General features: G+C 65.4%; 12 protein-coding genes and 1 pseudogene. 8 read left to right on the forward strand and 5 right to left on the reverse strand.

Features of this window, described 5'->3' with window-relative positions:
• Together G3N99_RS41840 and G3N99_RS10090 are read left to right on the forward strand one after the other, a co-directional pair.
• Nucleotides 1–145 (forward strand): annotated as a pseudogene (locus G3N99_RS41840) (LysR family transcriptional regulator); the annotation flags it as partial.
• 30 nt (nt 146–175) lie between these two features.
• Nucleotides 176–826, forward strand: coding sequence for a DUF2625 domain-containing protein (locus tag G3N99_RS10090; RefSeq protein ID WP_174942340.1), 651 nt, complete (start codon nt 176–178; stop codon nt 824–826).
• Nucleotides 827–1,067: 241 nt separating this feature from the next.
• Here G3N99_RS10090 and G3N99_RS10095 read toward each other — a convergent pair whose 3' ends face one another.
• A complete protein-coding gene (locus tag G3N99_RS10095; protein ID WP_206122303.1) occupies nt 1,068–2,033 on the reverse strand; it encodes an enoyl-CoA hydratase/isomerase family protein in 966 nt (321 codons plus the stop codon).
• 585 nt (nt 2,034–2,618) lie between these two features.
• Between G3N99_RS10095 and G3N99_RS10100 the strand changes: the two genes are divergently transcribed.
• The 4 genes from G3N99_RS10100 to G3N99_RS10115 all read left to right on the forward strand — a co-directional run bounded on the left by G3N99_RS10100 (nt 2,619) and on the right by G3N99_RS10115 (nt 7,622).
• A complete protein-coding gene (locus tag G3N99_RS10100; protein WP_241011570.1) occupies nt 2,619–3,482 on the forward strand; it encodes a gluconate 2-dehydrogenase subunit 3 family protein in 864 nt (287 codons plus the stop codon).
• 7 nt (nt 3,483–3,489) lie between these two features.
• Entirely contained in the window at nt 3,490–5,268 is a 1,779-nt protein-coding gene (locus G3N99_RS10105) for a GMC family oxidoreductase (RefSeq protein WP_206122304.1), read from the forward strand.
• 35 nt (nt 5,269–5,303) lie between these two features.
• The gene (locus tag G3N99_RS10110) at nt 5,304–6,647 is read left to right on the forward strand and encodes a cytochrome c (RefSeq protein WP_241011571.1); all 1,344 of its coding nucleotides are present in this window, start codon (nt 5,304–5,306) and stop codon (nt 6,645–6,647) included.
• Nucleotides 6,648–6,761: 114 nt separating this feature from the next.
• Complete coding sequence (locus G3N99_RS10115; protein ID WP_206122306.1) at nt 6,762–7,622, forward strand: fumarylacetoacetate hydrolase family protein; 861 nt, start codon at nt 6,762–6,764, stop codon at nt 7,620–7,622.
• 36 nt (nt 7,623–7,658) lie between these two features.
• On the opposite strand, the gene G3N99_RS10120 is transcribed toward G3N99_RS10115, so the two are convergent.
• The 3 genes from G3N99_RS10120 to G3N99_RS10130 form a co-directional block, all read right to left on the reverse strand.
• A complete protein-coding gene (locus tag G3N99_RS10120) occupies nt 7,659–7,970 on the reverse strand; it encodes a DUF3331 domain-containing protein (RefSeq protein ID WP_206122307.1) in 312 nt (103 codons plus the stop codon).
• Between the two features lie 61 nt (nt 7,971–8,031).
• The gene (locus G3N99_RS10125) at nt 8,032–9,048 is read right to left on the reverse strand and encodes an NADP-dependent oxidoreductase (RefSeq protein WP_206122308.1); all 1,017 of its coding nucleotides are present in this window, start codon (nt 9,046–9,048) and stop codon (nt 8,032–8,034) included.
• Nucleotides 9,049–9,146: 98 nt separating this feature from the next.
• Complete coding sequence (locus tag G3N99_RS10130) at nt 9,147–9,431, reverse strand: antibiotic biosynthesis monooxygenase family protein (RefSeq protein WP_174983133.1); 285 nt, start codon at nt 9,429–9,431, stop codon at nt 9,147–9,149.
• Between the two features lie 509 nt (nt 9,432–9,940).
• Here G3N99_RS10130 and G3N99_RS10135 point away from each other — a divergent pair.
• Entirely contained in the window at nt 9,941–10,885 is a 945-nt protein-coding gene (locus G3N99_RS10135; RefSeq protein WP_206122309.1) for an AEC family transporter, read from the forward strand.
• 81 nt (nt 10,886–10,966) lie between these two features.
• Here G3N99_RS10135 and G3N99_RS10140 read toward each other — a convergent pair whose 3' ends face one another.
• Entirely contained in the window at nt 10,967–11,752 is a 786-nt protein-coding gene (locus tag G3N99_RS10140; RefSeq protein ID WP_206122310.1) for an SDR family oxidoreductase, read from the reverse strand.
• A gap of 570 nt (nt 11,753–12,322) precedes the next feature.
• Here G3N99_RS10140 and G3N99_RS10145 point away from each other — a divergent pair.
• Entirely contained in the window at nt 12,323–13,363 is a 1,041-nt protein-coding gene (locus G3N99_RS10145; protein ID WP_206122319.1) for an NADP-dependent oxidoreductase, read from the forward strand.
• Nucleotides 13,364–13,370: the final 7 nt, after the last annotated feature.

The raw sequence follows: 13,370 nt of genomic DNA on the forward strand, positions 1-13,370 counted from the left end.
TACGGTCGACGTGGGCGCGCGATACGGGCTGCCGCCCTTGCCGACGCGCGACGTGGTGCTCTACTCGAACCTGACCGATGCGCGGGCCCGGCAAGCGCTGCGCACGCTGGGCGCGGCGCTGCGGTCGTCGGTCGGCGTGCGGTGAGGTCGCGCTTGAACAACCCGGAGAAAAAGGATGCGTCCGCTGGACGAACTGATCAACGAACGCGAGTCGGCGCTCCCGACTTTAGTCGAGTGGGCTGCGGCAGCCGGCCAACGTTGCGAAATACTGCCGCCATCCGATCGAAGTGGCGAAGTGCTTTCAGCGCTTCAGGTATCCACCCGATCGACCCTGGGAGCAATCGCCTATTCGACCGGCGGCATCCTGGTGGACGGAGGCTACCTTCGTCTGCTCGGCTCGGGCCATTCCAGGCTGCCTAGAGACATCGTTGGCTGGAATGATGGGCGATCGTCCGGCTTTCTATTGATTGCGGACGATACCGTCGGCGGATTCTTCGCATTGAACGGAGGCGCATTTGGGGACGACACCGGTTCGGTGTACTACTTTGCTCCCGACACACTGAGATGGGAGCCGCTTGATATCGGATACAGCGACTTCGTGCAGTGGTCGCTCGGCGAAAAGCTGGATGACTTCTATGCAAGCTTGCGCTGGCCCGGCTGGCAAGCGGATGTCGAGCATCTGACGACGGATCAATGCTTCAGCTTCTATCCGTTCCTGTGGACGAAAGAAGGATCGGTGGAACACAGCAGCCGCAAGGCGGTAAGCGTGTCCGAGCTCTACGCGCTTCATGCCGACCCCGGGTCCGCCGCGTCACGGCAATCGTGACCAGCCTGAAACGTTCGAATGGCCGCCCCCGACTCATTCGGAGGCGGCCACGCTTTCCGGTGCTGCAGACGACAACCTGTCGGCACGAGGCGCGCCCGACTTGCTCGCCGCGCATCGGCAGGTGTCGCTTGCTCGCCACCGCGTGCGACCGCACATTCGCCAATACCGCCCCCCTCCCGTCGATCCGGTACATCGCCCGGGTTCGGTTCTGCCCGGCTTCCGGAAGCAAGAACACCACCGCTCAATCGGCAGGCGGCAGGTTCGCGGAGAGGTCGGGAAAGCGGAGCTCACCTTCGTAGGTCTCGGCGCCGGCCGCGAGTATCGCTTTCACACGCGTCTGGATCGCTTCATTGGCGACGCAGAGATCGGCCTCATGGGCTTCCACCAACAGGCCTTCGGAGAAGGAAACGTCGGATCCCATGTCCACGGACCGTTTCAGGTGGGCGATCGTGGTGGGCGGAAAGGTCGCGATGCGGCGTGCGAGCTTGTCCACGAATGGCCCCAGCTCCCTGGCCGGCAGCGCGCGATTGATGTAGCCGTAGTGGTCGGCCAGTTCCGCGGAGAAGTCCTCTCCGGCCAGCAGCACCTCGAGCGCGCGGGCGCGCCCCATCCGCCTCGGCAGGCGCTGCGTGTTGCCGCCGCCCGGGACGAGTCCGCAGACGACCTCCGGCTGGCCGAACACCGCTTCGCCGATCGCGGCGAAACACATGTCGGCGGCCAGCGCGATCTCGCAGCCGCCGCCGCGCGCGATGCCTTCGACCTTGGCAATCACGGCCTTGGGCATGTTGCGCAAACGCTCGCCGAGCATCTGTGTCAGGCGGAAGGTCCGGGTATTCGAGGTCGTTTTCGGCGCGGAGCCGACACGATGCAGGCCCGAATGCGCAATGAAGAACTTCGGCACGGCGCTCTGCAGCACGACGACTCGTACGTTCGTATCCTGTTCAAGTTGTCGGGTCAGCGAGTCGAACTCCTCCGACAGTACCTCGTCGAGCAGGTTGAGCGGCGGGTAGTTCAACGTCACCGTGGCGACACCGCTGTCCTGGGTGACCTGGATATGCTTGTAATCGGCATAGTTCGCGCCACCTCCCTGCGTTGGCGTGGACTTTGCAGGTGCAGCTCCACCCTCCGCCGATGCGAGCAACACGCCGGGCGCGAGTGTCGCGGCACCGATTGACTGGACGAACGAACGTCTTGAGAAGGTCGACATGGAAAACTCCCTGGTTGGTTTCATCGCGCGTCCGCAAAGCCACGCTCGGCGCGCAATTCGCTGCGGAGTCGAGTGATGCGGTTGCCATCCAACGGCGCCGCGGCTTCTCTCGGGCACCTCGGATAGCAGTAACCGCGCAAAAAATCCCTGCATCGTTGAAGCGAATTCGTCTGCATTGAGACGCGCACTTCGCCAACGCAATGATCCTCGTACCGTCGCGACATATGCAAGATTCCTCCCCAAGTGGGGGGCATGCGGATCTACGTTGCGCTGCCACGCGGACCTCGTCTTGCACACATGCTTCAGCAACGCGCGTCACGCCCGCCAGACAATGTGCTGCCCGATCGCCCCTGCAGTAACTCGGGCGCCCTGTCGCGCATCCGGGTCAGCCCGACCATTTCACCGATACGGCGCCTCGCGACGGAGCGCGGGCCACATCACTGCCTGCGTCGTCCATCGTCGATCCGGCCCGTCCTCCCCAAACAGGGGGCTGCCATTGCACGGGGCTGTCGGTACTGTTTGCTTCCACCACCCTTCGACGCATGGCATGACGCGCGCTTCCATCCGGGAGCATCCGCACGACGCATGCCGATTGAAATGCAATCCGACGCGCGCTCGCTGCATCGTCAGCGGCCTGTAGCGACAGCGCCCGGCGCATGTAACGACACCTCGAAATGGCCTGAAAAACCGTCCATGAGCAAAGCCCAGTCACACGACGACAAGCCTCCCGCGCCGGAGTCCACCAGGCGCATATTCCTCAAACGCGTCGCCATCGTTCCCGCCGCCGTTGCGATAGGTGCGTGCCATCCAGGTGACGACGCATCACCGGCACCGACGGCGATGCAAAGCGCCGACGGCGGCGTCCGGCTCGACACCTATCGCCCGGTATTTTTCACGCCCGACGAATGGCACTTCGTGCTCGCGGCAGTGGATCGCCTGATCCCGCACGACGACGAAGGGCCCGGCGCGCTGGACCTGAACGTACCCGTCTTCATCGACAGGCAACTGGAATCCGGTTACGGCTACGCGGCGCACTGGTATATGCAGGGGCCGTTTCGCGCCGCCTCGCCGTTGTTCGGCTATCAGTCGAGGCTGACGCCGCGCGAGGTGTACCGAGCCGGCATCCAGGCGACGAACGAACGATGCATGCGCGACTTCGCCGGCAAGCGCTTTGCCGATCTCGCCATCGCGGAACGGACCGACGTGCTCGCACGCCTGGAGTCCGGCGCGATGGCGTTCGACGCGATCTCGTCGACGGATTTCTTCGCGTTTCTGCTGGAGAACACCCGCGAAGGCTATCTGTCGGACCCGATACACGGCGGCAACAAGTCGATGGGCAGTTGGAAGATGATCGGCTTTCCGGGAGCCAGGGCGGACTTCCTCGACTGGGTCGGGACCGGCAAGCGCTACCCGTACGGGCCCGTCAGCATCGAAGGTCAACAGGGTTGAAATGCATATGCCGCAAGTCACGAAACCGGAAGTGGACGCTGTCGTCGTCGGGATGGGATGGACAGGCGCGATCATGGGGATGGAGCTGGCCGAGGCCGGCCTGACCGTCGTCGGCCTCGAGCGCGGGGAAAACCGCGATACGAGCCCCGAGTTCGCGTATCCGGCCATCGCCGACGAGCTCGCTTACATTCAGCGGCGCAAGCTGATGCAGAATCTTGCGCGCGAGACGGTCACGATCCGGCATGCGCCGAACGAAGACGCATTGCCCTACCGGCAGCTCGGCGCATTCCTGCTGGGTACCGGGGTGGGCGGCTCGGGCGTGCACTGGAACGGCACGACCTGGCGCGCCAATGCCGCCGACCTCAAGATCCGCTCGCACTACGTGCAGCGCTATGGCGCCGGGTTCATCCCCGGCGACATGACGATCCAGGACTGGCCTTACTCACTGGACGAACTCGAACCGTACTTCGAGCGTATCGAGGCCGTGATGGGCACGTCGGGCAAGGCAGGCAACCTGCACGGCCGGATCGTCGACGGCGGCAATCCCTTCGAGGCCTTGCGCCGGCGCGACTATCCGTGCCCGCCGCTCGCCGACAACTATCCGGCGACGCTGTTCAGGCACGCCGCAAGCGAAGTGGGTTTCCATCCGTTTCCGATTCCCGCGTCCAACGCGTCGATCGCCTATCAGAATCCGTACGGGATGCAGCTCGGCCCGTGCAACTTCTGCGGCTATTGCGAAGGCTTCGGCTGCTACATGTATGCGAAGGCATCGCCGCAAGCCTGCATCCTGCCCGCGTTGCTGGCCAAACCCAATTTCGAGTTGCGCGATCGATCCCATGTGACGCGTGTACAGCTCGATTCGTCCGGCAAGCGCGCCACCGGCGTGACCTATCTCGATGCGCAGGGCCGGGAAGTATTTCAGCCGGCGCGCATCGTCTTGCTTTGCGCATTCCAGATGCACAACGTGCGCCTGCTGCTGCTGTCCGGGATCGGAACGCCGTACGATCCGGCGACAGGAACGGGAACCGTCGGCAGGAACTTCGCCTATCAGAAGAACAGCGCGGTCTCGCTGTTCTTCGACAAGGATGTCCACATCGATCCGTTCATCGGCGCCGGCTCGGGGGGCCAGGCATTCGACGACTTCAACGCGGATCACTTCGATCATTCCGCGGCGGGGTTCGTCGGCGGCGCCTACATCAGCGCGATGGTCACCGGCGGCCGCCCGATCGGCCAGACCCTGCTGCCGGAAGGCACCCCCAAATGGGGGGCCGCCTGGAAGAAGGCGCTCAAGGACAACTATCTGCATTCGTTTTCCATCGGTACGGCGGGCTCGGTCATGTCATACCGCATGAACTACCTGGATCTCGATCCGACCTATCGCGACGCATACGGCCTCCCGCTGCTGCGCATGACCTTCGACTGGCACGACAACGAGATGCGCATGACGCGCTTCGTCACCGACAAGGCCGAGCAAGTCGCGCGTGCGATGAAGCCGAAATCGATGTCGGTCCATGCCGGGAAGATCGGCGATCACTTCGACATGCGGCCATACCAGACCACGCATACGACCGGCGGTGCGGTCTGCGGCGATCGTCCGGACACGAGCGTCGTCAACAAGTACCTGCAATCGTGGGACGTGCACAACGTATTCGTGACGGGCGCATGCGCGTTTCCGCAGAACTGGGCGTACAACCCGACAGGCATGGTCGGCGCGCAAGCGTATTTCGCGGCGCGCGCGATCCGCGAGCTGTACCTGAAGCATCCCGGTCCACTGCTACCGACATAGGAATTGCAATGGATAAGCAACGCACGAAACCGGCCATGACTTCATTCGGTCTGCTATTGACCTTCGCTACGCTAGCCACGTGGCTGCAACCGGCCGCGGCGAACGCGCAGGATGCCGCCCAGATCGCGCGTGGCGCCTATCTGGCGCGCGTCGGCGATTGTGTCGCATGTCATACATCGCGCCGCGATCAGCCGTTCGCCGGCGGGCTGCCGATGGAAACGCCGTTCGGCACGATCTATTCGACCAACATCACGCCCGACGTCCGGCACGGGATCGGCAGCTACAGCTATGACGACTTCGCGGCCGCGCTGCGCAAAGGCGTCGCGAAGGACGGGCACCTGCTCTACCCTGCGATGCCGTACCCGTCCTTCTCGAAGGTCAGCGACACCGATACCCGTGCGCTCTATGCGTACTTCATGCACGGCGTCCGCCCGATCGACCAGCCGAATCCGCAGACGCGGCTCCACTTTCCGTTCAACCTGCGTGTCATGCTCACCGGATGGAATCTGCTGTTTCGCCCCGCTGGCGCCTATCGCGCGGATCCGGCGCAAGGCGCGGCGTGGAATCGCGGCGCCTATCTCGTTCAAGGGCTCGCGCACTGCGGCGCATGCCATACGCCGCACGGCGTGATGGGCGAGGAGAAGGCATTCGACGCGCGCGGAACGGACCTGTACCTGAGCGGCTACACGCTCGCGGGCTGGCATGCGCCCGACCTGCGCGCCGGGCACGGCAACGGCGAGCGCTCGCGGGACAGCATCGTCCAGCTGCTGCGAACCGGACGATCGCACGGCAGCGCCACGTTCGGCGGCATGTCCGAAGTCGTGGAGAACAGCACGCAGTATTTCAGCGACGCCGACCTGCACGCGGTTGCCGACTACCTCGACAGCCTCCACCCCGACCGTGCACCACCGACACCGGCGGCACCGCCCGTCAAGCCGGATGCGACCACGGCGCTGCGCTCGGGCGTCACGCCGACAGGCGGCGCCTTGCTGTACCTCGACAACTGCAATGCGTGCCATCGCTCGGACGGCAGCGGTGCGATGAAGGCGTTTCCCGCGCTGGCCGGCAATGCGGTGGTCACGTCCGACGATCCGTCGTCGGTCATTCACGTGATCCTGACCGGCTCGCGGATGCCGTCGACCCGCTCTGATCCGGCGCCGCTGGCCATGCCCGCCTTCGGCTGGCGGCTGTCGGACCCGCAGGTCGCCGAACTCGCGACGTTCGTACGCAGCAGCTGGGGCAATCGTGGCAGCCCGGTGAGCGCCGCCGACGTCGCGAAAGTCCGGCAGCAGGTCGATCCGGCGCAACTGAAACGGATCCGCGCTGCGGTCACGAACGAAGTGACCGACGACGGCGCACCCGGCCCGACCGGCAAATGACATCGGGCGCCTGACCGCATCACGCGGGACTCACCCTCCCGCACGCGATCGAAAGGCTGCGCGGCACGGCCGCACGCCTTCCGGCTTGTTTGACTTGATTATCGGAAAACCATCATGCGATTCATCAGCTTCGTACGCGACGGCGCCACCGGCCTCGCCATCCGGGCCGGCGACGGCCGCTATCTCGCCCTGACGCGTAGCGATCCCGGCTATCCCGGCGATCTCGACACCCTCGTCTCTGCCGGTCCTTCCGCGCTGGCGCAAGCGAGCCAGCGCATCCTGCTGACCGGCCGGCCGCTCGATCTGGCCGACTGCACGCTGCTTCCGCCCGTGACACGGCCGGCGAAGATCATCTGCGTCGGGCTCAACTATGCCGAGCACTCGCAAGAGGCGGGATACGAGGTTCCGTCCTATCCGACGCTGTTCGCGCGCTTTCGCAGCAGCCTGACCGCGCACGGCGCCGCAATCCGCATGCCGACGGAATCGGAGCAGCTCGATTACGAAGGCGAGCTGGCGGTGATCATCGGCCGCGGCGGCCGACGCATCGGGCGAAGCGATGCGTTGAGCCATGTGGCCGGCTATACGGTCTTCAACGACGCGACCCTGCGGGACTACCAGTTCAAGACGCCGCAATGGACGGTCGGCAAGAATTTCGACGAAACGGGCGCACTGGGCCCCGAGCTGGTGACCGTCGACGAACTGCCGGCGGGCGCGGCCGGTCTCACGCTGCGGACCCGCCTCAACGGTGTCGTCGTCCAGGAAGCCAATACGAACGACATGATCTTCGACATCGCCACGCTGATCGCCACCATCAGCGAAGTCATGACGCTCGAGCCCGGCGACGTCATCGCGACCGGCACGCCGTCGGGCATCGGCATGGCGCGCAATCCCCAGCTCTGGATGCGCGCCGGCGACGTGTGCGAGGTCGAGATCGAAGGGATCGGCGTACTCCGGAATACCGTCGCGCAATCGTGATGCGGTCGTGCCGGCGCTGCTCACGCCGGCACGCATTCAGGCAGGCTGCATGCCCAGCGCATCGCTCGCGAGGATCATCGCGCCGGCATTGGTCGGTCTAGGCCGCTCCGCCGGACGAAACACGGTGTCACCGGGGGCGATGGGCAAATGCGACAGCACACAGGTGCCGCGGCGGGAAGCGATGGCGCGCCGCCGGCGCTGCTCGCCGAAATGCCGGACGCCGGGCTCGACCCAACGCACCACCAGCACGCTTCCGTCGCATTCCAACACCGTCACCTGGGCACCCGCGAACTCGCGGGCGGAACCCACGCGCAGCCCGTCGTCCGGTCGTACAGTCGCATCAGGCATGTCCCACTCGCAAGCCGGCGCGGTCGAACCCTGGCCCGGTCGACCGCGCGTGTTCAATCGGTCACGTGATCCTGACCAGCATCTTGCCGGTGTTGGTCCCGTTCATCAGCCCGATAAAGGCCGCCGGCGCGCGCGCGATACCGTCGACGATCGTTTCGTCATGCACGATCTGTCCGCCCCTCAGCCACTCCGTCATCTCGTCGACGAACGCATCGCGATACTGCCGATAGTCGTGCAGCAGGAAGCCCGTCAACGTCAGGCTGCGATAGACGATGTTTTCCATGAACCGCGGCCCCGGCGATACGCCGACGCGGTCGTACTGCGAAATCGCACCGCAGATCGCCGCACGTCCGCCGTAATTGAAGGTCGACAACGCAGCCTCGAGATGATCGCCGCCCACGTTGTCGAAATAGACGTCGATGCCCGCGGGGGCCACAGCCTCCAGTTGCTCGAGCACCGGTGCGCGCCGGTAGTTGAACGCCGCATCGTATCCGTAGCGTTCGCGAATGGCGGCAACCTTCTCGTCGCTCCCGGCCGAGCCGATCACATGCGCGGCCCCCTTGAGTCGCGCGATCTGGCCGACGAGCGAGCCGACCGCGCCCGCCGCCGCGGAGACGAATACGACGTCATCCTCGCGCATGCCTGCCACCACGAGCAATCCGACATACGCCGTCATGCCGGTTGCGCCCATGACGCCGAGATGCACGCTGCTCGACAGGTGCGGCAAGTCCGTGACGCGGGTGAACTCCTCCGCCGCGCCCTGGGCGATATCGCGCCAGCCGTAACGGTGCACCACGAGATCGCCGGGTGCGAATGCGCTCGACGCGCTGTCGGTCACGCGGCCGACGGCGGCGCCGGTCATCGTTTCATGCAGCCTGAACGGCTCGACATACGACGGCCGGTCGTCCATTCGACCGCGCATATACGGATCGACCGAAATGTACTCGTTGCGTACGCGCACCTCGCCGTCCGACAACACCGGCAGCGGCACCCCGACCGTCAGGAAATCGTCCGCAACGGGCTGACCGTTCGGCCGCCTCGCCAGTTGAATCTGCGTGCTGATCGTGGAGAACCTCACAGCCTCTCGCTCCTTGCAAAAAACCGGGGGGCCGGCGATGCTGGCCGGGCAACGCCGCACGGATGCGGCATTGCACCGGGCCTCGCACGCAGGCTGCGTCAGACTTCGCGCACGTGCTCGACCGACGGCGGGCTCACGAAGAACGGGCCGGCCAGTTCGCGCCAACGCTGAAAATCGGCTGTCCGGCGAAACGCGTCGTGCAGCTCGACGCTTTCCCATTGCACCATCAGGCGATAGCGCGACGGATGCTCGATACCGCGATACAGACGCAAGCCATGGCAACCGGGGGCGCGTTCGATGAGCGGCTTCGCCTCGGCGACCGCACGTTCAAACCCCGGCTCGCCGTTTTCCTGGATGTCGATCTGGGCAATTTCAAAAATCATGGCGGGTTTCTCCGCGCGACGCGAAAAGTCGCGCAGTGCAATTGACACGATGCCGGCATCGATCCCGGGCCGGACATTCCGGGTGGGCGGCACGTGCATGCGCGCTGCCCTGCTGCCGACTCGCGTGGAAAGACGAACGCGTCCGGTCAAGCGAGATGATCGTCGACGACTGCATGCTCGCTTCGGCATGAAGTCCTGGCCATTTTGTCCAGGCGGGATCGCATCGGCAGGTGACGGCAGGCGCGGGACGATCGCGCAGCTTCATGCCGCGTGGCCTCGCTCCGGGATCGAACCACCCAACGGCCCCGCTCGATGCGACCCGCCGCCTGCATCGCTGCGGCCGGTCGTCAAGATGAGCCAACGATAGCGTTGTCGAGCCGACCGCTCTACCCCCTCTACGGGGGGGTGAAAAAAGACCGCGAGGCGTTCATGTTGGCGGCAACGCTGCGACTCGCGGGCCGGCTGGTTTCGGCGCGTCGGCGTCGCCCGCGCCCCGCTCTGGAACTGCCATGACTGCACAACTATCGTCCGCCCTGGTGCCGTTTTTCTTTTCGATCGCAATGGGCTATTTCGCCGGAAAAACCAATGCCGGAAACATGCCGATCGGGTCGATCAACAAGATGCTGGTCGACTACGCGCTGCCGTTCGCGCTGTTCGTCTATACGGCGAAGATGGTGCGTGCGGAACTCGTGAGCCATCTGGTTCCCGTCGCCGTCATCGTGATCTTCATGCTCGTCCCGTATTTCACGTCGCTCGTCCTGTCGAAACAGGTCTTCCATGTCGATCCGGGTCGTGCCGCCGTGCGTGCGGTCACGGTTGGCATGCCGAACTTTGCGGCCATCGGCCTGCCGCTTCTCGTCGCCGTGTACGGCGAATCGAGCACATTGACGGTCGCGTTCGCGATCACCATCGCGTCGGTCGTGATGTCGCCGGCGTGCCTGATCCTGCTCGAACGCGCTCGCGGCACCGAACGCCCCGGACGGCCGAATGCGCCCCCTCTCGCCGGCGCGCTGCTCAACACCTTCCTGAAGCCGGTGGTCCTGGCACCGCTCGGCGGCATGGCCTGCTCGGTGCTCGGATGGCACCTGCCGACGCTGATCGCCCAATCGCTGGGCATCATCGGCGCAACGACGGCTGGTCTCGCGTTGTTTTCCACCGGCCTCATCCTGGCCGCGCTGCCGATCCGACTGAACCTCGAGGTAGGCGTCGAGCTGTTGCTCGGCCACATCGTGCAGCCGCTGCTCGCGTGGTTCTGCGTCCGCCTCTTCTCCGTGCCGGCGCCGATGGCCGGTCAGCTCGTGCTGCTGGCGGCGATACCGTGCGGTTCGTTCGGCATCCTGTTCGGGCTCGGCTACGACATCGACGATCCGACCGCGGGCGCGACGCTGGTCGCGTCGAGCCTCCTGTCAGCGGTGACCCTGACGATCACGATCTCGCTGCTCCGCTTCGTCTAGCGGCGCCGCATCTGGGCCGCCGGCGACGCACGTCCATGCGTGTCGGGCAATCCGGCCAGGTGTTGCTGTCGTTCGCGCGTTTCACGGCTTGCTGCCTGCCGTCCGTTGCCATACGGCTGCCTGTTCATCGCGCACGAGCTGCTCGGCGGACGCGGGCTTGACCGTACGATACGGCGGCGCCTCCGCCTCGATCACCGCGACGATGGCGTCGATCATTTCCGCGGGATCGTGTTGCCGATTCAGTTCACGCGTCGGCCAGTGAGCGACCACGCGCTCGCCCTGGTCCCACCACTGATCCATGCTTTCCATGCCGGTATCGTTGAAGCCGGTGCGATAGGCGCCGGGGTTGATCGTCACGACTTCGACTCCGTAAGGCTTCAGTTCCTCCTCCATCGCGGAGCAGATGCCTTCGACCGCATGTTTCGACGCGGCGTAGGCGCCGTCGAACGGCACCTTGACGAGCCCCGCGACCGACGACATCCAGACGATCCGGCCATGCCCGCGCACGACCATCCTGCGCGCGAATCCTTGCGCGACTTCGAGCGCCGCGAAGACATTCGTTTCGAACACCGAACGAAACACGGATATCGGCATCTCCACGAGCGGGCCGGATTCCATGATGGCCGCGTTGTTCAGCAGGACATCGACGTCGTGGGTCAATGCATGCGCACGATCGATCTCGTTCGTCACATCGAACTTGATGACCTGCAGGTCTACCCCGCACGCCTTGGCCTCCTGCCGCAGCGCCCAGACCTGCGGCCAGATCTGGCCACCCGCGATCACGCGATGTCCGCGTTCGGCAAGCGCGAACGCGACCCCTCGCCCGAATCCGGACCCCGCACCGGTTATCAGCACCGTCTTGGTCATGCTCCCTCCCGCTCCGTACATGATGACTGCGCCGGCCGGATCGATTCGGACGGCTCCTTGCCGACTACCTTACGGCGTTTCAGGCAGCCGACACGCCCCCCCGAATGGGGAGGCGGACCGTATCGCCCACGCGTTTCGGAAGCGCTCGCATGGTGTCATTCACCGCAACGCCCGATCCCGGCGAGCGCCTTATGACACGGCCCTTACGGCGAACGGAGGCCCGTCTCGCCATGACCGTGCGGCCCCGGTCAACCGCAGACGGAACCGATCGCGAAGTGCGGAATCGCGCCGCACGCTTACTAGACGACCGGTCTACTCGATCGTATGATCCGCCTCACGGTTCGACCTCGTGGTCGGCCTTCGCATTCATGCGATGCCTGGCGCAACCCGGCGCACCTCCGCAGGTCAAGCCCTGCGACGTTGTCCGCAAGCGCCCAGACACTAGACGACTGGTCTACTTCATTCGTGGGACGTGCACCGGCACGTTGTCCCGCGCATCGCGACCGTCATGCAAAAACCGCCGCCAACCGGCCCTGTCCGGGCGGCGAAACCGTCATACCGAGGTCACTCATGTCGCAGTCCCCTTCCGTCAATCGCCGGGTCGTCCTGGCCAGCCGCCCCGTCGGCGCGCCGGCAGCACACAACTTCCGGCTTGAAACCACGGCAGTGCCGACGCCCGCCGAAGGCGAAGTCCTGCTGCAGACGCTGTACCTGTCGCTTGATCCCTACATGCGGTGGCGCATGAGCGACGCACCGTCCTACGCGCCGCCCGTTGCGCTCGGCGACGCGATGGTCGGCGGCACCGTCAGCCGCGTCATCGCCTCGAAGCATGCCGCATTTGCGGTTGGCGACCTGGTGCTTGGCGACAGCGGCTGGCAGGACTACGCGCGCTCCGACGGCGCGGATCTCATGCCGCTCGGCTCGGATCTCGACCACCCGTCCCATGCGCTCGGCGTGCTTGGCATGCCGGGCTTCACCGCCTACACGGGCCTGCTGCACATCGGGCAACCGAAGCCGGGCGAAACCGTCGTCGTCGCAGCCGCGAGCGGTGCGGTCGGTGCCGTCGTCGGCCAGATCGCGAAACTGAAGGGCTGCCGCGTCGTCGGCATTGCGGGAGACGCGGAGAAATGCCGGTACGTCACCGAGACGCTCGGTTTCGACGTGTGCATCGATCGGCGCGCGCCCGATCTTGCACAACAGCTCGCGCAAGCCTGCCCCGACGGCATCGACGTCTACTTCGAGAACGTCGGCGGTGCGATTTTCGACGCCGTGCTGCCGCTCCTCAACGTCGGCGCGCGCGTGCCGCTCTGCGGCCTGATCTCGCAATACAACGATAGCGAACCGGCGCCCGGCCCCGACCGGCTTCCGCTCCTGACCGACACGCTGCTGAAGAAACGGATCCGCATGGAGGGCTTCATCATCCTCGATCACTATGCGACCGGCTATCAGGCGTTCCTGGTCGAAATGGGCGGATGGATCAAGGCCGGCAAGATCATCCCACGCGAGGACGTCACCGACGGCCTCGAAAACGCCCCGGACGCGCTCATCGGCCTGCTCGCGGGAAAGAACTTCGGCAAGGTGGTCGTGCGCGTCGCCGAAGCCGCTGCGTGAAGCGGAT

This window comes from Burkholderia sp. Ac-20392, from assembly GCF_017104585.1.
GTDB lineage: Bacteria > Pseudomonadota > Gammaproteobacteria > Burkholderiales > Burkholderiaceae > Burkholderia > Burkholderia lata.